Genomic DNA, 19,912 nt, shown 5'->3' on the forward strand with positions numbered 1-19,912 from the left:
CACATTGCGCAGGGCGAGCGGAGCTACGCCCATGAAACGCCTTTCACTTATTGCATCCTGCCTATTAATCATCGGCTCGCCCAACACTTGGGCGCAATCCTCGCGCGCCATTCTTTCTGGTGGCACCATCTATAGTGCCGATCTGGCCCACCCACACCCCGAAGCCGTTGGCATTGCAGATGGCCGGATTGTGGCCGTTGGCTCACGCGATGCTGTTGAGCAGCAAATGGGCAAAACCACGCCCCGTATCGATCTTGCTGGCAAATTTCTGATGCCCGGCTTGATTGATAGCCACGTACATGCCGCCTTTGCGGGCTTTCAAGAAATGACCGTGCATTTTCCTAGTGATTTGACTACAGCAGAGCAAATCCGCAGCTTTGCCAGCCAAGCCACTAAAGATGCCAAACTAATGCAAGGCAATGTGCAGCTATTTACCAGTGTATCTCTTGAATACTGGAATCATATCGAGCTGCTGGAGCAAGTCTTTAACTCCGCTCCCTATCGCAATATTCCGGTTGTCCTTGCCGGATCAGATGCCCACACCGGCTGGGCCAATCAAGCCATGCTCAAACAAGCGGGCCTGCTTGCATCTGTAGAAGCAAAAAAAATTACCGCACCTAACGATGGCTTTGCCCGTAATAAAGATGGCCGCCTTAACGGCTTTGCCTCTGAAGGAGGCTGGGATCTCATCCTTAAAGCCATGCCCAAGGTAAGCGATGCGCAAATTGGCGAAGCAATCAAGCTGGCTGCTTGCCAACTCAATAGCGTCGGTATTACTGCGTGGATGGATCCTGTCAGCAATATCCGCCCTCTATCCCCCGCCTTTAGTGCAGAGCCAACTCGCAAAGATACCGGCCTGCTGCCTGCCTATACCGAGCTGGCGCGTAAAGGAGAGTTAAACGGGCATGTATCCGCATTGGCCTTAGTGAGTATTCATGCAAAACCCGCCATCATCAACGATGTAATGGCCCTCAAGCAACAGTTCTCCGGCACCAGCGATGTAAAGCTGATCGGTATCAAAATCCTGCAAGACGGCGTGATCGAGTTTCCATCGCAAACCGCCAAGCTGAGCCAGCCCTACCTTAACCGCCCAGGCTATAGCGGCCAGCAAGATCTACAAGCCACCCGCTTTAACGAACTGATCCGCCAAGCAGATGCGCAGTACCTCATTGCCCACTTTCACGCCATTGGCGATCGAGCCGTCGGCGAAGCGCTGGATGCCATCGACTATGCGAGGCAACACAATCCTGACCACAGCACACTGCACAGCATCACCCACCTACAAATTATGAGCCCTGAAAGCGTGGCACGCTTTAAGCCGCTTAACGTAGCGGCCTCTATGCAGTTTTTATGGTCTGGTAAGGATTTCTCCAGCACCTCCCTACTAGAAAACATCGTCCCCGCGCCACTATTAACGCGGCTATACCCAGCAGGCAGCCTTATCCGCAGCGGCGCAATTGTAGCCGGAGCCAGCGACTGGCCCGTCTCCAGCCCCAACCCCATGCTAGCGATGTACACCGCACTCACCCGACAAGGCGACTTAGGAGAACTCGCCCCCGCAGATGAAAAAATCAACCGCAGCGACGTCTTACAAGCCTACACCCTCAACGCCGCCAAACTCATCGCCCAAGACAAAAACATCGGCTCAATCAGCATTGGCAAAAGCGCCGACTTTGTACTGCTGGACAAAAACCTAGAACAAATCGCCCCCAAAGCATTCCCCCAGACCAAAGTACTCTGGACCATGTTTAAAGGACGGAAAGTATTTGAAGCAGAGCGCTGCCAGTAACAAACAAAGCCCGCCTATCAAATGCGGGCTTTGTTATCAAATAAATGGAGAAATCTCCAATTATTTTGGCTTAGCAAACCAGTACCAACTAACGATAATTTCAAAACCCAAATCTTGAATCACGGAGGGCACGGAGTTCAGATTCCATCGAGGAATTTAATCAGCAGTGAACCAAATATCACCAAAAAATGCGCGTCCTGATTGTTGGCTGTTGTCGCCATCGCTCATCAGGGCGACGATATCAATTTGCGTAAAATCCTCACCAAATGCGTGTTTTAAATCAGCTTTAACATTGCGCTTGTAGCTACGCCATTGCTGCGTGTTTTGATTGCCGCTCTCAACTGCAATTAATGCTGCTTGTGAGGTGAACGCATTCGGCCAAAGACTACCAACAGGCTGTTGACTAGCCCACACGTAATTGACTGTTTTAGATGAAATACCCAACAAACCACGCTCTACAACCACATAGAGGCGAGCGGGATAATCATCACCTGCTTTGGTCTTTTCGTTTAAACCAAGCCACGCTTGGTCTACTTTCCAGCGCCAATTCAGATAAGGTGTACGGTTTAAATCGATTTTAACTTTTTTGAATTTACCTGACGCACCACCTGCTACGTTTGCGACCAAGACTTGCGTTTGACCATCGCGCAGCAATTGGTATTGCGTACTGCCTTTAAATGACTTGTCTTCCCAACCCGCCAATTGCCCTTGCGAAAATTGCCCAACGGGAATGCTGGCGGCTCTTAGCGGATAGGCGCTCATCACCAAGCAAATACCCAATGCGAAAATAGGGAATTGTTTCATTTGGCGTACCTCTGTCTATTTATTAAAAACTTGGTACGCCGCTGTAATACGCGTGACCGTCGTGATGGCGCATAGGGCAGCAAAGCCCAAAGCCAGCATGGCAAACCAATGTGGCATCAGGCACATCAGCACAAAGACAAAGATGGTTTCAGTCGCTTCGGTTAAACCACCCAAGTAATAAAATCCTTTTCGAGGATAAATTGCACTACTCAAGCCGCGTTTTTCGGCCAGAATGGCAAAGGCTAAAAAGCTACATCCCGTACCAACAAAGCTGTAAATCAAAATCGCTGCGGCCAGCGCATTTTCCGCAGGATTAGCCAAGGCAAATGCCAATGGCACGGCCGAGTAAAATAGAAAATCAAGCGTAATATCTAAAAAAGCGCCTCGATCGGTCGGCTGACTTTGCCTTGCCATCGCACCATCGATACCATCGGAAAAACGATTGAGTAGAATCATTGCCAAGGCCCATTCCATTTGCCCGAATACAATCATCGGCACACTGCTCACACCCACAATAAAACCAATCCAAGTGACATGGTCGGCTTTTAATCCAAGCGCCAGTAAACGAAGCGCGATGCTTTGGATTGTGGGTGCCAAGAAATGGAGTACTTTTCGATCAAGCATGTTGAAAATCCTCGATCTGCAGCACTCGTCCTTGGGGCGGGATATCGGCGATGTCGTGCGTCACGAGCAGGGTGGGAATCGCTAAGGCCTTCACACGTTCAAAAACAAAAGCGCGAAATTGCTCACGCAGTACCGCATCGAGCTTGCCAAATGGCTCATCGAGCAATAAGGCTTGTGGTTGTGCGAGCAATGTTCGTAAAACACTCACCCTTGCGCGTTGCCCCCCCGAGAGGGTTGCGGGGTCGCGATCATAAAAGCCTAGCAAGCCAATTTGAGCTAACTGCTCTTCAATTACTTGGCGACGGTGTGACTTACCCTTGATCTCACTCGGTAGCGCGAAGGCTAAATTTTGCCCCACACTTAAATGCGCAAAGAGTAAATCATCTTGAAATAAAATCCCGATGCGGCGCTGCTCAGTGGGGATTTGATCGACTCTTTTTCCGTTAAGCTTGAGCTCGCCTGTAGCCGTAAAAACAGGATCGAGCGCTCCAATCATCCAGTGCAATACGGTCGACTTTCCCGAACCGGAAGCCCCCATTAAGGTGAGCACTTCTCCTTGCGCAATCTGCGCATTGAGTACGGAGATCAAAGCTTGATTGGTCTGCTTGATGCAGAGCGATTTAATTTCTAACACTTTAACGTAATCCTCGGCGATGCTTCGCCTGCCAATGGCTCACTATGGCGGCCAGTGCAAACGCCAGCATCGGTAATAGCATGAGTAAAACGGCTTGAATGGCCATGGTTCGACGATTGCCACCGCTACTGAGCGCGATTGCTTCAGTCGTGACCGTACTAAACCGGCCAGCACCAGCAAATAGGGTGGGTAAATACTGCGCAATACTCACCGCAAATCCCAAGGCAAAGGCGGACAAAATCGGACGCATTAACAGTGGCCACTTAATATATAAGCAGGCTTGCCAGCGTGGATAACCCAAGGCTTGCGCTGTCAGCATTAGTCGCGGATCAAATTGGCGATAGGCACCGACCAAACTGAGCAAAACGTAAGGCAAAACCCAGAGCAGATGGCTCCAAATCAAGCCAATCACTGTGCCGTCCAAATGCAAATACAGTAGCGCAAAATACTGCGCTGCAGACAGTGGAATAACCGGCAAAATCAACGGCGCATAGAGCCAAGCGTTATTGCGCTGCGGTCCCCACTCCAGCCAGATCAATACCATCACTAAAGCGATCAAACTCGTCGCTAAACCGAGCCAGAGTGATGTTTTAAATGGCGTAAAGTCTGCATTCAGCCAGGCTTTTACACTGAGTTCATCAGGCCATAAAGCAGGAAAAAACCAGCTCTGCGCCAAGGACCAAATAAGGATTAGGATCATCAGGCTAAAGCTAATCCCCGCACCGAGTTGATACAGCCAAGACATAATTGAGACGCGATTGGGAAGACGTAACCCATCGAAATCCACAGTAGAACGCTGATAGACCCAAGCAACGCCGCGAAGCAATCCGCCAAAAATCAGCAAGACCAGTAGTAAAATAAGTGCAGCGACACCACCCTGAGCTTGCAACTGTGGATCGGGATCAGAAAGCCATTGCCATGCCAGCACTGCAAAGGTTGGCGGCGTCGTTGGCCCTAAAATCAGCGCCATATCGTGTTCACGCCGATTGAAATTTGACCCACCCTGCCGATCGAATTTTGACCCAGGGCCGAGCGTTGCTTTTTATCGGAGCAACTGTGCATAAGTCTAGCAAATAGCGGGCCACTCACCCGCTATTTTTACGCCTTCAGGTTCGGCTTAAAACCGCTCAGCCTCGGTACGCGCTTCCTCCTTTCTGCTTTGCTCCCTTTGTTTTATCTTCGTTTTTGCTGCTAAGCTGCTGTGCTGGAAACGGTAGGAGTCATTCCCCGTTTCTACAATGTGGCAATGGTGCGTCAGCCGATCCAACAACGCCGTCGTCATCTTGGCATCGCCAAATACACTCGACCATTCCGAGAAGTTCAGATTCGTGGTGATGATGACGCTGGTGTGCTCATAGAGCTTCGACAACAAATGAAACAGCAATGCGCCTCCGGCCTGACTAAAGGGTAAGTAGCCCAGTTCATCCAAAATCACCACATCCACTCGCATCAGCGCGAGTGCAATACGACCTGCTTTGCCTTCACGTTTTTCTTTTTCCAGTAAATTGACCAAATCCACGGTCGAATAAAAACGGCCGCGCTTGCCGTGATGCGTGATCCCGCCGATCGCTAACGCCGTGGCCAAATGTGTTTTACCCGTGCCTGGGCCGCCAATCAGTACGGTATTTTGTGCCGTGTCGGTAAAGGCCAATGTCGCCAGTTGATTGACCAGTGCTTGATCTGCCTTGCTCGCGCTAAAGTCAAATCCCGCTAAATCACGATGCACGGGAAACTTCGCTGCGCTCATTTGATGCTGAATCGAGCGCACCTTACGATCGCTGTGTTCTGCTTGCAATAAATGCTCAATCAGCCAGCCACACGTTTCCATACTCTGGCCGCCCTGGCTCTTCAGATCCAGCCAAGCGGCCGCCATCCCATGCAAGCGCAAGGCTTTGAGTTCAACACTCATCTCATGCATGGCTCGACTCCTCGTGGTCGCTGTCGAACTCGCTCGCTGCACGCAAGCCGTCGTAACGCTGGGTGTTCGCCTGCGGTTCTTCTACTAATTGCAGCTGCGTTTCAGCGCTAATAGCGGACGGTGGGTCATTCAATCGCGCCACTACATTTAAAATGTGTTCAATGCTGATGACGCCTGACTCCAGTACCAACTCAACCGCAACCAGTACTGCATCCAAACCCGCCACCGGAACCGTGGCCAGCACTTGCGCCATCACCTTGTCTCCCCCGTTACGCCGTAACAACCTTTCCTTGAGCTGCAATAAGGGCGCAGGCATCGACGTAAAGGGCGCACCATTGCGTAAGGCCCCCGGCTTACGGGCAATCAGCGGAATATAGTGCAGCCAATCAAAGCTCACCTGCTGTTGCCCCGTCAGCCGCTGATGTCGGGCCATGATTTCATTATTCGCCACCACCACAACTTGCGTGGGATACAAGCGCACACTCACACGCTGCCGCGACCATTCACAAGGCACCGAGTAACGATTGCGCGCGACGGTGATTAAACAGGTGCTGGAAACCCGAGCCAGATGCTCAACGTAACCATCAAACGGGGTCGGCATCGGCATCATTTCTAAACGCTCTTGCTCCAACATCTCGGCAATGCTCAGACCTTTGAATTCGGGATGCCTGAGCACGCCCCATAAGACGCGACAACGCTCGGCCAGCCACGCATTCAATGCGTCAAAGGTACTGAACTTGATGCTTTGCGCCTCCAGCCAGATTCGCCGCCGACTATCTTGGACATTCTTTTCAACCACGCCTTTTTCCCAGCCAGAGGCGACATTGCAAAAGTCGGGATCAAACAAATAATGGGCGCACATCACCGAGAATCGGGCATTCACGATCCGGCCTTTGCCTTTCAATACCTTATCAACAGCGGTCTTCATATTGTCGTAAATGCCTCGGCGCGGCACACCCCCTAAAGCCGCAAAGGATCGAGTATGCGCATCGAACAACATTTCATGCCCTTGACTGGGATAGGCCACTAACCAGAAGGCGCGACTGGCACACAATTTCAGATGGGAAACTTGAATGCGCCGATAAATACCACCAATAAGTAGATGCTCCTCACTCCAATCAAATTGAAAGGCTTCGCCCAAAGCAAATTGCAAGGGCACAAAACCCTGTGGGGTCTTACCGGCTTTGCCCCGCCAAGCACGAACGAAATCAGTGACGCCACTGTAAGCCCCTGTATAACCCTCAGCTTGAATCTGCTCAAACAAGGCTTTGGCGGTGCGACGATTCTGCTTGGATCGGAAGGAGTCGGCAGTCAGGGCTTGTTCTAGAGTGGCATGATAGGGCGTCAGTTTGCCAGGCTTACGCTGCCGTACGTATTGCGGCTCAGCCTTGGCAGCGGGTTTGCGAACCCAAGCGCGAATAGTGTTACGCGCCAGCCCCGTGCGCTTGGTGATTTCGTGCAGCGACAGATTATCGCGAAAATACATCCTGCGGATTTTGCCCATCATTTCCATGGTGATCACCTTTTATCCTCTGCTCAAGAGTTAAGCAGAATAAGTAAAGCACCTGGGTCAATTTTGGATCGGCAGAACTAGCTGTGGTGGGTCAGTTTTCGGTCGGCGTCAACACTCTGAGCACATTTGCGTTAAAAAATGATAAAGTTCACCAGGTTTTTCAACCGTACCCGCGTGCAAAGAGCTCAATCGAAAACGGTACTTAAAACGCCGTGCTTGCTGCCAAGTTGGATCAGAATCAATAATTGTCTCGCATTCAGGCACCCCAACTAAGCAAACACAAACACCTGAATTATTTACAAGTGATTTGAGCCAACGTAATGCAATAGTATTAACCCGCTCACTTCCACGCACCTTATTATTCAGCAGATTATGCACCTCATCTAGCAGAATAATTCTTGTCTCACATGTTTTAAGATAACCCACGATTCGTTTTGTTTTACTTGCAATAGTGCCCGCCAAATGACTGGGATCATTGAGTTTTTCCAACATATTACTAGCCAGCGTACTAACGGAAACTGGCGATGGAACCTCTGCATAAAAGGCCGGAATATACGTTATCTCAGCATCAACGTTTTGGACCTGTGTTTTTTGAAACATACTAAGAATTGTTTCGCAAATTTTAGTCTTCCCCATTCCACCGTCTGCCAGCAACATGCAGCCAACGGGTTCTTTAAAACTATGTGACTGAACAATTGCACGCAGAATCCCCTTTAGTGCGAAATCAAAAGATGGATGACAAATCAAAACTTTATCAAGCTCAGACACTCGCTGAATTGATTCATACTCATTAGAAAAATCTTCAAAATTCATAAGTCAATTTCCATTATTTCATAGTCACCAGAGCTACTAACTGCTCCCGATTCAAAAGATGGCACATCCGCTGGCACAACATTAAGCTCAAGCACATCAGGTAATGGATGAACAATTTTAGGGAGCGTGCGAGCACGCCCTTTACCATTTGTAAGCCGTGCAATCTGCCTTTGGGCCATTTCAGAATCTGTTTGAATCTTTTGAAATAACGTCCATCGCGCCAATAAATCGCAATAAATTCCCAGACGCTTTTGATCCGAAGCGGTCAACGCTGCTTTAATCTTTTTGGCTTCCTGATGTTCATACTGGGTCAACCCAATGGTGTATTCAGGGTTGGTAGACTCCGCCAAAATCAGCGTACTAGGCTGAGAGGGGTGCTCAATATAAACTTCATGTAAATTGAGCTCGTCTACCAAAACGATCACTCTTTTGTCACCTATCGCTTCAAGCGTCGCAAGGGCATGTGAGAAGTATTCAATGCCATCGACCAACACCCGTCCTTTGTGAATATTTCGTTGCACTGGCAAGCGAGCAATTGCATCTATTTCAGCGATATCAACAATTGGCGCAGGCCACCCTTTAACTGAATCCTCCCACGCTAAAATTGGAGCCCGCCCAGTACGTGAATGAATACTGGTGTGATAAACCTCATTGATCCACTCGAGGCAATACTCATGCATTTTTTCTAAAATTGAAGCGGCCCGGGATCTAGAGTCATACTCTCCACGGTCACTGGGACTAGAAAATGTCGTTCCCGCACACTTCTGCACTAGAAGAGTGGTCAGCGTTCGAAAAAATGACTCGATATGAGCCTTATCATTCGGGTCTCTTATCTCTGCAGGTGTAACGATGATCCCAAGACGTGCGCATAGTCTGATAAAAGCCGAATTTTTAAACTCAACACCATTATCAGGAACAATTCGAACGGGTATCCCACCTGGTAAGCCCATACCAAGGCGAGTTAACATGTTTTTAACGGCCGCTAACGTCGTTACTGCCGATGGTGGAAACATGCTGATATATATACCGACTACCGCCCGGGTATACACATCAAGGATACAAACTAAATAGGGCCGGCCAATTACGTCCCCCGAATCAGGATCACGCAGCAATATGTCTAAATAGTGAGTATCAATTTGCACGAGGTACATTGGACGAGGACTAATAATGGCCCTGCCCGCAGCACGTGCGACCCGATCCGCAGCAACTTTTCCTTTTTTTGCCAGAGCAACAATGTATGGATCTAGCGCTTTAATGCGCCGCTGCAGTGTGCGTAAACTTGGAACTGTTACTGTTGAAGAATGCTTTGAAAGCAGACCTAATTCGGATAATTTACCGACAATATGCGTTCGCACATCTTTAGCGTCCCTCCGCTCTGACTGTAAGAAAACCTGTTGAATTGCCTCTTCAATCAATATTTCTACCTGAGGGCAAAATCTAAGACCTCTATTTCCACTTTGTTTATGCCTTAGAGATAATAGAGCTCCGTCTCTCCCCTCCAAAAAATAACGTTTAATCCAGCTTGCTACGGTGCGTGGATCTGGCGGTTGTTGATCTTCCAGTTCAAAAGCAATTAATGGAATCAGTGCAGTAAGATGTTTCTTTGATGTCGGATAAACAAGTTGGGTAACTGCCGAATCCACATAACGCCGCATTCGGATCGCTGCGCGAGTTTCTTTTTCAGAAAGCTCAGATAACTTTCCTGAACAACCATTCTCAGAAATACCTTCAATATCTTGATTCTTAATTAATAAAGTTTCACTTTCCTGCATCTCAATAAACCGATCATGTGAGATACGAAATGCTTTTCCTCCAATAGCTGCTGCATACCGAACGATTCCAGCATAGATATAAGTCACTTCAAACTCACATCCATGCATGTGAAAACGCAGTCCCACTTTAGGAGAGTAGTAACGCGGCTTCATTGAAGAAACCCCACAGGCATATCCAAGCTCACAGGGCGACTTAGATCAACAGCTAACACCCCGTGAAACAACAAGTAGTCTGCTAAAAAAGGAGACAGAGCAGCCTCAGTTAAAGCGGCATAAACGCCCCCCAAGGACATGGGATTTGATAAGGCAGCAAGCAACTGGCGAGCTAAGGCAAGCTCTTGACTTGACCAAGCGCGAATACTGGAACGAGAGTAAAAATAGTAGAGGTTTTCCAAACACTTTTCTGTTGGCAAAGCGTTTGAATCAACAATAGAGAAATCAAAATCACACATATTTAATAAATTTTCAATCTCTAAAAAACATAATATATTTTCTTTATCCAAATACTGTTGATTAGGTTTAATTTCACATACTAGCCACTGTTGATTTACCATTGAAATCAAAAAGTCAGGCGTATATTTTTTACCTTGTCCGTGTTGAATATTAATGGCTTGGCAACGATAGCTAATTACCTTGGCATCCCTCTCTAAAAGAAGGCAATATGCCAATTCAAGCTGACTTTCCAGTGCAACTGTGATGCCATTTTTTCGGCTAGGGAATAAAGCAGTGCGTCTACCACGTGCACCTTGAGCAATCCGGCGGTGGCCATGCACAACGCCCGATAAATCGGGTGGCTTGGCAAATGCATCTTGAATCTGTTGTAAAAGATCTGCTCGCAGATTGAATTGAATACTATTCATACACACCTCATGTCCAACTAATCCCATATTTAGGCGAAGCAGTGCCCTATTGGAATCATTAACCAATTTAAATAGCCCTGTTTTTAGGCGTAAAAAGCCCCGCTAAGAGTGTTTTCTCTCAGAGTCACAGGAAGAAAAAAGATAAATGGGCTTGACGCTGGAGCGCGTGATGATGATACTTGAACTGTCTATTTTCCAAGTATTAGCCGTCAGGCACGTACGCTCACGGGACAAGCCGCAAGGTTTGTCCCGTTTTTACATTGGTCTATCCTCCTTTTGCTGCATACGCAAATACTTAGGTTTTAACAAAGCATTCTTTGCAAATTCATCCTTAATTCCAATAATTTCTTGAATTAAGCGCACTTGAGCTGGATGTAAAGAATCAAGATGCCTGTGAAGATTCAGCAGCATCCAATGAATGTCCTCAGAGAGGTCAGTAGGGATAATAAACTTACGCTGTGAGGCCTCAACTACCTCATGTAGCTCTGCCTGCTGAATATCAGATAAAGACAACGCCCGGATCAGCCGCTCGATAAATTCAGATGTTGGTGGGCCTTTGGTTCCTATTTCCAAGGCAGAAATATAACTCTGCTCATACCCTAACAGCTCTGCTAACTCAATTTGACGAATACCATGGGCAACTCGAAGCTGATAAAAGTATTTTGAAAATGGCCTCACAAAAAACCCACCGATTAATAAAAATAATCAGACAGGGTAATTAAATTAAAATAAAAAGTCAAAATAAAGTTAAAACAAAAAAAGGGAACACATTTAATACAATTAAGTAACGACACAAAAACCATAAAGACATATAAAAAAACACTACAAATCAGAGTAAAAACAATAAAAAGTAATATTAGAATATTACTCTTAAAATTTCCAACGTCAGAAATAACTGCATACTTAAATAAATAAAATACATATCTACCATTTAAAAAAATGCTATTAACACAATGAGCAGTCGACACAATAAAGGAAGTACTAGATGCAGTGGTAATCCCCCCACAAAATCAGCTCATTTTCAAGTAGAATTTTCTCGCTGTCTTTGAGGCACTTCTTTATGAAAGCATGTGGGTAATTTATATCGCCCAATTATGGCGCATAAAGCAAGCCGAAACTGGTTTGACCGTCTCCGATCTGTGCCGCGAGCACAATACGAGCTCAGCCTCTTTTTATAAGTGGCGCGCTAAGTTTGGCGCATGGACATCTCGATAATGACGCACATGAAAGAGCTGGAGGACGAAAATAAACGCCTGAAAAAGATGTATATCGAAGCCCAAATTCAAGCCTGTACAGTCAATCACCAACCTAATTCAATAACCAGAACAAAACAAAAGCCTCAAGTCAATTTAATGTAATATAGTGGCATATTACGTCAGTCTGCGACCGGTAAGGCATTTCATGGATTTAATCTTTTCTATACACCCAAGGTGGTGATTAATCTGCCATTGGGGGACATCTTAGTTTGTCACCCGAGCCAGTTAAGGAGTGTATTTGTGTTTAAACTGAGACCAACAAATCCTGAGCTTGAAAAAGTCACCAAGTTCACAGTCAAGAAGAAGGCCTCCTATCTACGGTCCCACTTCAAGAGTTTGGAAAATACTTTCCAAGAAAAGTCTGCATCGCTATGGCAAGAGATAGAGCTTGAAGATAAGAGAACAGAAAACCATGATGATGACAGCCAATACGACTACAGTGCTTCCGAATCTTTGAAAGAGATAGAGCATATCTACCTAAGAATGCACCGATACTCTGCAATTCTGGCCACTTATTCATATTTGGAAAGCAGCATGAATAAGTTATGTGAGGAATTAAAGAAAGAAATGAAAATTAAAATATCTGTTGACGACCTAAATGGCGACGGTATTCATAGGTGCAAAAAATACCTGACTCTGTTGGCCAACGTTGATTTCGAAAAAATAAACCCTCAATGGTCTCACTTGGCTACATTAAATAAGCTTAGAAATTGCATAATGCATGCTGATGGCAATGCGGAACTCGTTAGAGATAGCGAAAAATTTATTACTCAAATAAAAAGCAATAGAGATATGTATTTTGTTGAGCAAAATATGGTCATGGTATCGAATGACTTTGTTTGTCAATCTATAGACAATATTGAAATAGCCTTAATTCATATTATTGGGTATGGTAAGTAAAAATTAAATATGCCTATTCAATCAACTTCACGCTTTTGATACCAAATGCGCTAGCCCGCACTGGTGAATTCAAATATTGTTTATCACACAGGATGTGTATGTGCGTGTTTATATTATTACTAGGTGCACTCATAGGACTATTTTTCTCTATGATGCTCTTCTCCGCTTTGATAATATTTAACCTGATGATGTCTCTTGCTCAGCCGAGCTTTGGCACGCGCATGATCCGGCTTGAGTAAGATACGTGCGGAATAAGGGCGCTCCATGTCAAAACCAATTGAATCGTCTGAAGTTAGCAATGCCGCGCAGGTCACTAAATCAAGGGTTCCGGAGCAAGAGACATAATCAGGATATTTAATGTAAAAATTGACCTATCAATCATAACCAATATTTTTATTGCCATCGCAACGATAGTTGCCACATTTATCCATTATGACTCCCAGAAAAAACAGAGGCTTGATAGAGTTTGGGATATGAACAAAGGAGTGCTTCTTGATCTGACTCACTCACTATCCGAAGCAATTAAAGCCACAGAAATCGAGATACAGAACTGCTATAGCTACCACGACGAGCAAGTTGAAATAAAGCCTTACGTCTGGAAAAATCTCGATGAAAAAATTGACTATATGCTCAATGTCTACCGCCCGCTTGTGAGCACTAACTTGCTAGCAGCAATAAATAACCACAAACAAGTAAGTAGAGAAATATCCAGACAAGTCTTCCAGGAAGATGAGGACACATGCACAGCATATGAAAAAATGTTAGTTGAGCACAAAACACTATATGTGCAACTACAGTCATTTATTGCCAAAATCAGCGGCGTGGAAGCCATATAACAACACGCTAAAATCGCTTATTTCGTTCGCAGAGACGGGCAAAACCCTACACCTTAGCTTAATCATTAGGATTTATCTTTAGCTCCGCAGCATTTGCTGTATGGGGCTTAAAACTAGCCACAACCCATGGAGTATTTATGACTAAGCCGAGCGTTTTTAGTGTTGGTGATATCGTTAAGTTAAAGTCCGGAGGACCAGACATGACCATCAAAGAAGTAGTGACTGATATGAAGAACAAACCGAATGGCAAGTATTGGTGCCAATGGTTTGCAGGAAAGAAACTCGATTCAGGACAATTCGCGCATGAATCTCTTATAGATGTAGCTGTAGAATCATAGGCATGGATGTCCGAAATATTGCCTTATGGATGCAATCAGAACTAGAGAAACAGGGGTGTATTTATCAGGATGATGTGGTTGACTACGCGCTGAAAGCAGGTGGTGAATCATTTCTCAGAGAAAATGCCGATGGAAATCTGGTTCTTGCCAGAAGCGTTCTTACAGAATTCAGGAAACTAAACGAACCAGACGTTGTTTGGGTTAAACCGGATAGGTACTGGCGTTTTCGCGTCCCAGAGGATGAGTCAGGAAGAGATGCAAGGGGCTAACGAGAAGCCTGCCCCAGAAAACCTATAAGGTTAGGCATTACATTTGACATAAATTTAATGAATTGAATGCTTCTTTGCAAACTACTATAAATTTTATCTTTAATCACAGGGGGCAGAGTAAAGTTAAACCTACTTGCTTTGGCTTTGAGGGAATGAAATATAGCAGGATTTAATTTAAGTTGACTCTGAACCCCGTACTCACTACTACCCAATATCTTTGTAAGGACTTCACCATGCCCATTAAATATCGATATACCAAAGCAGGCGCAATAACGAATGGTGAAATATCGACCACCAAAGACGAAATAGATCATCACGAAACTGTTCAGATTATATTGAAAGAAATAGCGAACAAAGAAGGCGAAAGAATCGTGGTTGCAATGATGAGCACAAACGTTGAAGGGCAGCAGGTTGGCGTTTATCACGTTGATCCTGACGCCGCGGAGCAATCTACGTTAAGGACGATTGAGCAAATTGATATATGTGCGGACGGAGAAACTTGGAATACAGTTTCTCTATTAAAGCCATAATGTATTGAGAAAAAAATACCTTTATTGGGGCAGGTTAAAGCGCCCCCTCAGCTTAGTCATTAGGTAGAAATATTTTCAGTGCACTTAAGCCGATCGGGGAAATAAGAGGGAGAGAAGTAAGCCTATTTAAACATTATAGATTGGAGATTGGAGAAAAACAATATAAAAAAATATTAATAAATCAATTAAACTCAGCATAGCGATGAAATATTAAAACCATACATAATATGGTTTTAAAAAAACATATTTTCTTCATAAAAAAACAACATCACTCCACTATTTAAAATAAACCATAAACTAAAGAAGCCACCATAAAATTACTAATCAAAAAAGGCAGCACTAAAAATGAAACAACTAATCATTATCTTGTTTTTTACATTTTCAATTGCCGGATGTGCAACTCATGGAACACGAGCGGCAATGACCTCTGGCGAAATTGGGTGTTCCACTTCAGAAATGAAAGTGTCCGATGGCGACATGGGCTGGACGACAAACACATGGACAGCTGTTTGTCGTGGAAAGACTTTTTTTTGCACTTACACTTCTAGCCTAAACTTAGGTTCTAGAACACAGTGCAAAGAGGAAATTCCATTGCCAACGAAATAAGCATATCTGGGCCATGTCTATACGTTTATTCGAAATAGTAACTCCCCCGTTTTTGAGCTCACTTAAAAGTAGAGGCTAAGCGAGTCATTCAGCGTTCAATAGTTTTCACCAGTCAGCATCAAACTTTTTCCAATTACTCAGCCCGGTTTTGGCCCTTTCTTGCACTGTTTAAACCTGAACGAATAATTACCGTTTCCCTTTGTGAATCGCGGACGCCCAGTACTGTGGCCAGGTGCATTTTCCCAGTGCCTGCACCGTCAACCAGAATCACGTTGTGCGCATAGTCCATAAAGCACCGGTACCCAGTTGCTCCTGCGGCGAAACCGTCAAAGGACTTTCCGCCAGTAAAAGCATCGAAGATGCTGAACCGGATGCTTTGAGCCTCCAACCAAATCCGCCGACGGCTATCCTGAACTTACTTTTCAACCACGCCTTTTTCCCAGCCAGAGGCGATATTACAAAAGTCAGGATCAAATAAATAATGTGCCCATATCTCTGAGAATCGCGCATTCACGATCCGGCTTTTGTCTTTAAGTACCTTATCGACTGCAGCCTTCATATTATCGTAAATCCCTCCCCAAAAAATATGGAAGTGAGTCCATTTTTTGGGGGCAGTTCAATTTTTTGACATTTATTTTGAGGGTTAAGATCACATAATATTTTCATCGATTTCAATCTTTGACTTGGCAAAGTTTCAACTTTTGACTGCAAGATTTCAATCATTGAGTTATGCCCCCTTATGTGATTTTATATGTTACTCAGTGATAACGCTGTAGATGTACTAATGGGTAACCTTTACTGACCTGAAGAAAAGATTGAAACAACAATAGCCCGTAGCGGGCTATTGTTATGCAACTTTATGTGTCGTTCAATGAAAGACTATCTGTCGTTTTGGAAGAACTATGTGTCGTTCGACGTAAATATCAAGAACTAATCCCAGCTCAACGCCCCACCAGTCTGATACTCAGTAACCCTCGTTTCAAAGAAATTTTTCTCTTTCTTCAAATCAATCATCTCACTCATCCATGGGAATGGATTAGTCACACCCGGGAACATTGGCTCTAAGCCAATTTGCTGCAAGCGGCGGTTGGCAATAAAGCGTAGGTATTCTTTGAATTGCGATGCATTCAGGCCCAGCACACCACGGGGCATGGTGTCTTCGGCGTAGGCGTATTCCAGCTCTACGCCACGCTTGAATAAGCCGTAAATTTCAGCTTTGAATTCTTCAGTCCAAAGCTGTGGGTTTTCCATTTTGATGGTGTTAATCAGATCAATACCAAAATTGCAGTGCATGGATTCATCGCGCAGGATGTATTGGTATTGCTCGGCAGCGCCGGTCATTTTATTCTGGCGGCCCAGCGCCAAGATTTGCACAAAGCCCACGTAAAAGAACAAGCCTTCCATAATGCAGGCGAACACGATGATGGAGCGCAGCAATTGCTGATCTGTTTCCAGCGTGCCGGTTTTAAAGCTTGGGTCGGTCAGGATATTAATAAATGGAATCAGGAATTCATCTTTATCGCGGATCGAGGCCACTTCGTTGTAGGCATTAAAGACTTCGCCCTCGTCCAAGCCCAAAGATTCAACGATATATTGATAGGCGTGGGTATGGATGGCTTCATCGAAAGCTTGGCGCAGTAAAAACTGACGGCATTCTGGCGAAGTGATCTGGCGGTAAGTGCCCAAAACGATGTTATTAGCAGCCAGGCTGTCCGCAGTAACAAAGAAGCCCAGATTGCGTTTGACCAAACGGCGCTCGTCATCGGTCAGGCCGTTTGGGCTTTTCCACAGCTCAATATCGCGCTGCATATTTACTTCTTGCGGCATCCAGTGGTTTGCACACTGCGCCAGGTATTTTTCCCATGCCCATTTGTGCTTAAACGGCACCAGCTGATTGACATCGGTAGTGCCGTTAATCACGCGCTTGTCGGAGGCATTTACGCGCTTGGCGGTGGCCGCTTCAAGGTTGATGGCTACGGCTGGGGTGCTGATTTCATCGTCAAAGTTGAGCATTACAAGTCCTGTCTTACTGATGTTGATACTTACTGAGTTGGGACTCAGTAGGTGAGTTTTAATAGATCTAACTGATGTTAATACTTTGGATATGGTTCGAAATAACGTCCCAAAATGAAACTTCAAATCCCCGTCATCCCCGAGTGTTTTTGTCGGGGATCCAGCTGTGCTACTGGATTCCCGCCTGAGCGGGAATGACGGCGTTTCGAGATGTCCATAAGTGGCAAGTCCTTACTAATTTGGGCTACTCAACAAGCGTATTTTTATATTACTGCTGTCGCTGATGCCGTACTGCTGGCCCAGCGCGTAAAAATCACGCACATGTTGATCGCTCAGCTTAAGGCTAGATTGAAAGCTCAGCGCAAGATGCACTTCGCCGAGGTAAACCACCTCCCCCGCCTTTACCGTAAAACTTTTGCCCATGGGTAGTAGATCGTGGCGCTGCTGTGGCCAGCCGGCGGCGGTGTAAGACCAATCACCCACCGCTTGCTCAGCGGTGTATTCACCGGGAGCCAAAGCCAGCACATGTAATTTACCGATGGCATTTTTAGCCGGTGCCGCAATGGTATCGGTTAGGATACTGGCGTTTAAATCAACATTGCCCTTGGGGCCTTGTAATCGCAGCCAAGCAGAAGCACCGTCTTGATCAAAAGAATTAAGGGTTAAAGAAACAATGGCGTAAGCCTGCTCTGGCGGAGGGCTCAGTTTGCCTTGCACCACCGCAATCGGTGCCATCGCGCAGCTATTTAATAGCAGTACACAACTGAGCAATACACTTTTAATCATATGACAACCTTTTACTGCAATAAGCGGGTGGCAATCTGGCTTGCATCTTGCACGCCCCATTGCTTAAGTTGATAAAAATCGCGCGTGGCTTGATCGCTATACGCCAATGTGGAAGCAAAATTAAGTTGGGCGCTGATCTCACCCAAATACAGCACCTCACCCGCAGCAATTTGGAAACGCCGATCCAGCTGAAAATGTGTTTGCCCGCCTCGGCCATTCGCGCCTTTTGCAGCCCAATTACCCCAAGCTTGGCTCAACGTATAGCTGCCCTCAGCCAGCGGCAAAACCCACAAACGGCCGCGTACGTCACCAGCAGGGCCAACAATACTATCGTGGCTGATATCCGCCCGTAAGCTATGGCGGCTACTAGCCCCCAGCAGCTCAACTTGTAAATCTGCCTGATCTGTTGATAGCGATTGCAGCGTTAAAGCCAGCACCACATAGCCCTGCCCTGCGGGAGGTTGCAGGCGGCCATTTTCAATTTGCAAGGCGGGCTGCGCGCTACAAGCAGCCACTAAGGCACTCGCCACACCGGCCACAGCCTGCACACATCGTGATAGAAAACTCATTTGGCAATGCACGCAATGCGTAATACTTCGGCACGCCAGCGCGCTTTATCGGCATCTGGCAACCAAGAGGCTTCAAAGCTGTGATTCACTAATTGCACCACTTCGCTGGCTGATAAATCCATCGCGGCGCGGCAAGCTAATAAATTAGCGTTGAGATAGCCGCCAAAATACGCTGGATCGTCAGAATTCACCATCGCGCACAGCCCTGCTGCCAACAAATTACGCAAATTATGCTGAGCTAAATCATCCACTACGCAGAGCTTTAAATTGGAAAGCGGGCAAACGGTGAGCGGAATACGCTCGGTGGCTAAGCGCACCACAAGGGTGGCATCGTCAGTGCAGCGCACGCCGTGATCAATCCGCCGCGCGCCCAGCACATCAAGTGCTTCGGTGATATAGGCAGCAGGGCCTTCTTCACCGGCATGGGCCACGGCGGGCAGACCTAGATCACGGCAACGCTTAAATAATTTTTGGAATTTGGCTGGCGGATGGCCCAGCTCGCTGGAATCCAGCCCCACGCCATCAATCAGCGCCAGATATGGCAACGCGGCCTCAAGGGTGATTTTGCCTTCTACTTCGGAAAGATGACGTAAAAAGCACAAAATCAGCTTAGAGCTAATCCCCAGTTTATCGGTGGCATCATTTAAAGCACGGGTAATACCACGAATCACCGTGCCAATATCAATGCCACGCGCAGTATGCGTTTGCGGATCAAAAAAGATCTCGGTATGCACAATATGGTCAGAATAAGCGCGCTCGCAATAAGCCCAAGTCAGGTCGTAAAAATCTTCTTCGGTAATCAGTACGCTGGCACCGGCGTAATACAGATCGAGAAAGGATTGCAGATTATCAAAGGAATACGCGGCGCGAACTTCTTCTACATTGGCGTAAGGCAGGGTAATGCCATTTTTTTGCGCCAGCTCGAACATCATTTCAGGCTCTAAAGTGCCTTCGATATGCAGATGCAGCTCGGTTTTAGGTAAAGCGAGGATCAGTTGATCGACAGGGTGCAGGGCTTCGGTCATTTGACTCTCTAGGTGTTTGGTGGGGTGCTGTGTAGGATGGGGGAACCAGACTTTTGG

General features: G+C 46.3%; 20 protein-coding genes and 2 pseudogenes. 7 read left to right on the forward strand and 15 right to left on the reverse strand.

The features are described from left to right. Positions 1-31: 31 nt before the first annotated feature. Entirely contained in the window at positions 32-1,789 is a 1,758-nt protein-coding gene (locus tag C1H71_RS02760) for an amidohydrolase (RefSeq protein WP_130105206.1), read from the forward strand. Positions 1,790-1,945: 156 nt separating this feature from the next. Here C1H71_RS02760 and C1H71_RS02765 read toward each other — a convergent pair whose 3' ends face one another. From C1H71_RS02765 to C1H71_RS02810, 10 genes are all read right to left on the reverse strand, one after another. Next, the gene (locus tag C1H71_RS02765; RefSeq protein ID WP_130105207.1) at positions 1,946-2,593 is read right to left on the reverse strand and encodes a DUF3047 domain-containing protein; all 648 of its coding nucleotides are present in this window, start codon (positions 2,591-2,593) and stop codon (positions 1,946-1,948) included. 15 nt (positions 2,594-2,608) lie between these two features. Continuing rightward, on the reverse strand, positions 2,609-3,217 hold the full coding sequence (locus tag C1H71_RS02770; RefSeq protein ID WP_130105208.1) for a CDP-alcohol phosphatidyltransferase family protein: 609 nt from the start codon (positions 3,215-3,217) through the stop codon (positions 2,609-2,611). Beyond that, entirely contained in the window at positions 3,210-3,851 is a 642-nt protein-coding gene (locus C1H71_RS02775; RefSeq protein WP_130105209.1) for an ATP-binding cassette domain-containing protein, read from the reverse strand. Before C1H71_RS02775 ends, C1H71_RS02770 begins: the two co-directional genes overlap by 8 nt. 1 nt (position 3,852) lies before the next feature. Then, the gene (locus tag C1H71_RS02780) at positions 3,853-4,821 is read right to left on the reverse strand and encodes a hypothetical protein (protein ID WP_130105210.1); all 969 of its coding nucleotides are present in this window, start codon (positions 4,819-4,821) and stop codon (positions 3,853-3,855) included. A 147-nt stretch (positions 4,822-4,968) separates the two neighbouring features. After that, the gene (istB, locus tag C1H71_RS02785) at positions 4,969-5,769 is read right to left on the reverse strand and encodes an IS21-like element helper ATPase IstB (RefSeq protein WP_130104872.1); all 801 of its coding nucleotides are present in this window, start codon (positions 5,767-5,769) and stop codon (positions 4,969-4,971) included. Further along, a complete protein-coding gene (istA, locus tag C1H71_RS02790) occupies positions 5,762-7,282 on the reverse strand; it encodes an IS21 family transposase (protein WP_130104993.1) in 1,521 nt (506 codons plus the stop codon). Before istA ends, istB begins: the two co-directional genes overlap by 8 nt. 108 nt (positions 7,283-7,390) lie before the next feature. Next, a complete protein-coding gene (locus C1H71_RS02795; protein WP_130105211.1) occupies positions 7,391-8,095 on the reverse strand; it encodes a TniB family NTP-binding protein in 705 nt (234 codons plus the stop codon). Next, positions 8,092-10,020 carry a Mu transposase C-terminal domain-containing protein gene (locus C1H71_RS02800; protein ID WP_130105212.1) on the reverse strand — a complete coding sequence of 643 codons (1,929 nt, stop codon included), beginning with the start codon at positions 10,018-10,020 and terminating at the stop codon, positions 8,092-8,094. Before C1H71_RS02800 ends, C1H71_RS02795 begins: the two co-directional genes overlap by 4 nt. Next, on the reverse strand, positions 10,017-10,727 hold the full coding sequence (locus tag C1H71_RS02805; protein WP_130105213.1) for a hypothetical protein: 711 nt from the start codon (positions 10,725-10,727) through the stop codon (positions 10,017-10,019). The genes C1H71_RS02800 and C1H71_RS02805 overlap by 4 nt, the downstream gene beginning before the upstream one ends. A gap of 255 nt (positions 10,728-10,982) precedes the next feature. Further along, positions 10,983-11,405 (reverse strand): helix-turn-helix domain-containing protein, encoded by a 423-nt coding sequence (locus C1H71_RS02810; RefSeq protein ID WP_188053544.1) that lies wholly within the window; start codon positions 11,403-11,405, stop codon positions 10,983-10,985. A 390-nt stretch (positions 11,406-11,795) separates the two neighbouring features. Between C1H71_RS02810 and C1H71_RS02815 the strand changes: the two are divergent. From C1H71_RS02815 to C1H71_RS02840, 6 genes and pseudogenes are all read left to right on the forward strand, one after another. After that, positions 11,796-12,016 (forward strand): annotated as a pseudogene (locus C1H71_RS02815) (transposase); the annotation flags it as partial. A gap of 207 nt (positions 12,017-12,223) precedes the next feature. Continuing rightward, positions 12,224-12,883 carry a hypothetical protein gene (locus C1H71_RS02820; RefSeq protein ID WP_130105216.1) on the forward strand — a complete coding sequence of 220 codons (660 nt, stop codon included), beginning with the start codon at positions 12,224-12,226 and terminating at the stop codon, positions 12,881-12,883. Between the two features lie 473 nt (positions 12,884-13,356). Continuing rightward, positions 13,357-13,719 carry a hypothetical protein gene (locus C1H71_RS02825; protein WP_130105217.1) on the forward strand — a complete coding sequence of 121 codons (363 nt, stop codon included), beginning with the start codon at positions 13,357-13,359 and terminating at the stop codon, positions 13,717-13,719. Positions 13,720-13,856: 137 nt separating this feature from the next. After that, positions 13,857-14,057 carry a YodC family protein gene (locus C1H71_RS02830; RefSeq protein WP_130105218.1) on the forward strand — a complete coding sequence of 67 codons (201 nt, stop codon included), beginning with the start codon at positions 13,857-13,859 and terminating at the stop codon, positions 14,055-14,057. 2 nt (positions 14,058-14,059) lie between these two features. Further along, complete coding sequence (locus C1H71_RS02835; RefSeq protein WP_130105219.1) at positions 14,060-14,326, forward strand: DUF6953 family protein; 267 nt, start codon at positions 14,060-14,062, stop codon at positions 14,324-14,326. A 233-nt stretch (positions 14,327-14,559) separates the two neighbouring features. Beyond that, positions 14,560-14,856 (forward strand): hypothetical protein, encoded by a 297-nt coding sequence (locus tag C1H71_RS02840; RefSeq protein WP_130105220.1) that lies wholly within the window; start codon positions 14,560-14,562, stop codon positions 14,854-14,856. A gap of 961 nt (positions 14,857-15,817) precedes the next feature. On the opposite strand, the pseudogene C1H71_RS02850 reads toward C1H71_RS02840, so the two are convergent. From C1H71_RS02850 to C1H71_RS02870, 5 genes and pseudogenes are all read right to left on the reverse strand, one after another. Next, a pseudogene (locus C1H71_RS02850) lies at positions 15,818-16,036 on the reverse strand (IS21 family transposase); the annotation flags it as partial. A 356-nt stretch (positions 16,037-16,392) separates the two neighbouring features. After that, positions 16,393-17,475, reverse strand: coding sequence for a ribonucleotide-diphosphate reductase subunit beta (locus C1H71_RS02855; RefSeq protein ID WP_046350665.1), 1,083 nt, complete (start codon positions 17,473-17,475; stop codon positions 16,393-16,395). 234 nt (positions 17,476-17,709) lie between these two features. After that, positions 17,710-18,261: a hypothetical protein gene (locus tag C1H71_RS02860; RefSeq protein WP_130105222.1), complete on the reverse strand. Its 552-nt coding sequence runs from the start codon at positions 18,259-18,261 to the stop codon at positions 17,710-17,712. An 11-nt stretch (positions 18,262-18,272) separates the two neighbouring features. Then, entirely contained in the window at positions 18,273-18,830 is a 558-nt protein-coding gene (locus C1H71_RS02865) for a hypothetical protein (protein WP_130105223.1), read from the reverse strand. Next, entirely contained in the window at positions 18,827-19,855 is a 1,029-nt protein-coding gene (locus C1H71_RS02870; RefSeq protein ID WP_130105224.1) for an adenosine deaminase, read from the reverse strand. Before C1H71_RS02870 ends, C1H71_RS02865 begins: the two co-directional genes overlap by 4 nt. Positions 19,856-19,912 lie beyond the last annotated feature (57 nt).

Source organism: Iodobacter fluviatilis (genome assembly GCF_004194535.1).
Taxonomy (GTDB): Bacteria; Pseudomonadota; Gammaproteobacteria; order Burkholderiales; family Chitinibacteraceae; genus Iodobacter; species Iodobacter fluviatilis_A.

Bases quoted from the DNA above. Each gene is read 5' to 3' on its own strand.
- C1H71_RS02805 (WP_130105213.1), bottom strand. From the start codon at position 10,727: ATGAATAGTATTCAATTCAATCTGCGAGCAGATCTTTTACAACAGATT.
- C1H71_RS02830 (WP_130105218.1), top strand. From the start codon at position 13,857: ATGACTAAGCCGAGCGTTTTTAGTGTTGGTGATATCGTTAAGTTAAAG.
- C1H71_RS02765 (WP_130105207.1), bottom strand. From the start codon at position 2,593: ATGAAACAATTCCCTATTTTCGCATTGGGTATTTGCTTGGTGATGAGC.
- istB (WP_130104872.1), bottom strand. From the start codon at position 5,769: ATGCATGAGATGAGTGTTGAACTCAAAGCCTTGCGCTTGCATGGGATG.
- C1H71_RS02770 (WP_130105208.1), bottom strand. From the start codon at position 3,217: ATGCTTGATCGAAAAGTACTCCATTTCTTGGCACCCACAATCCAAAGC.
- C1H71_RS02800 (WP_130105212.1), bottom strand. From the start codon at position 10,020: ATGAAGCCGCGTTACTACTCTCCTAAAGTGGGACTGCGTTTTCACATG.
- C1H71_RS02840 (WP_130105220.1), top strand. From the start codon at position 14,560: ATGCCCATTAAATATCGATATACCAAAGCAGGCGCAATAACGAATGGT.
- C1H71_RS02825 (WP_130105217.1), top strand. From the start codon at position 13,357: ATGAACAAAGGAGTGCTTCTTGATCTGACTCACTCACTATCCGAAGCA.
- C1H71_RS02780 (WP_130105210.1), bottom strand. From the start codon at position 4,821: ATGGCGCTGATTTTAGGGCCAACGACGCCGCCAACCTTTGCAGTGCTG.
- C1H71_RS02855 (WP_046350665.1), bottom strand. From the start codon at position 17,475: ATGCTCAACTTTGACGATGAAATCAGCACCCCAGCCGTAGCCATCAAC.
- C1H71_RS02865 (WP_130105223.1), bottom strand. From the start codon at position 18,830: ATGAGTTTTCTATCACGATGTGTGCAGGCTGTGGCCGGTGTGGCGAGT.
- C1H71_RS02760 (WP_130105206.1), top strand. From the start codon at position 32: ATGAAACGCCTTTCACTTATTGCATCCTGCCTATTAATCATCGGCTCG.
- C1H71_RS02860 (WP_130105222.1), bottom strand. From the start codon at position 18,261: ATGATTAAAAGTGTATTGCTCAGTTGTGTACTGCTATTAAATAGCTGC.
- C1H71_RS02795 (WP_130105211.1), bottom strand. From the start codon at position 8,095: ATGAATTTTGAAGATTTTTCTAATGAGTATGAATCAATTCAGCGAGTG.
- C1H71_RS02870 (WP_130105224.1), bottom strand. From the start codon at position 19,855: ATGACCGAAGCCCTGCACCCTGTCGATCAACTGATCCTCGCTTTACCT.
- C1H71_RS02835 (WP_130105219.1), top strand. From the start codon at position 14,060: ATGGATGTCCGAAATATTGCCTTATGGATGCAATCAGAACTAGAGAAA.
- istA (WP_130104993.1), bottom strand. From the start codon at position 7,282: ATGGAAATGATGGGCAAAATCCGCAGGATGTATTTTCGCGATAATCTG.